The sequence below is a fragment of the Corallococcus praedator genome (assembly GCF_003612125.1).
Lineage (GTDB): Bacteria > Myxococcota > Myxococcia > Myxococcales > Myxococcaceae > Corallococcus > Corallococcus praedator.
In genome coordinates this window covers 1-489 of record NZ_RAWI01000884.1, presented here as the reverse complement: position 1 = coordinate 489, position 489 = coordinate 1, and the positions used below count along the sequence as shown (strand labels likewise).

Genomic DNA, 489 nt, shown 5'->3' with positions numbered 1-489 from the left:
CAACAGAGATGCCAAAATCTGCATTTGTTTTCTTAAGCGCTAATAGTAAGAGCTCTTTACCACATTCTATACTGACAGAACTATAATTGTCAAGTATTTCTTGTGCGACCCCGACTTGCATGTGTTTAAAAGCATCACTATAGACATTCCAGCCGCCGAGAAATACCTCGGATGACCCCTTGATATTTGTCATAGCATTTGAGAGATATCCCCCTGTGCAACTCTCTATGAGAACCAGCTTTTGTTTGCGTTCTTTGAGTTTGAGATAGATGTATTCTTCGATGGATGTTGTCGAAAATCCATAGACATAATCGGCCAATTCATGGGCAATTCTTTGACCATAAGCCCCTATCTCATTTTGATTTGAGGTATTTCCACTCAAGCGTAAATTTACTGCCATCGGAGAAGGCAAATAAGCTAGACTGATAGAGGAGGGCAGTTCCTGTTCTATGGATGCTATTTTCTGCGCCAGAAAACTCTCTCCCATAC

1 protein-coding gene is annotated in these 489 nt (G+C 41.1%); it reads right to left on the bottom strand.

Going from position 1 to position 489, the window contains the following annotated elements:
* On the bottom strand, positions 1 to 489 hold a 489-nt coding region (locus D7Y13_RS42255; protein WP_120631091.1), incomplete at both ends, for a nicotinamide-nucleotide amidohydrolase family protein.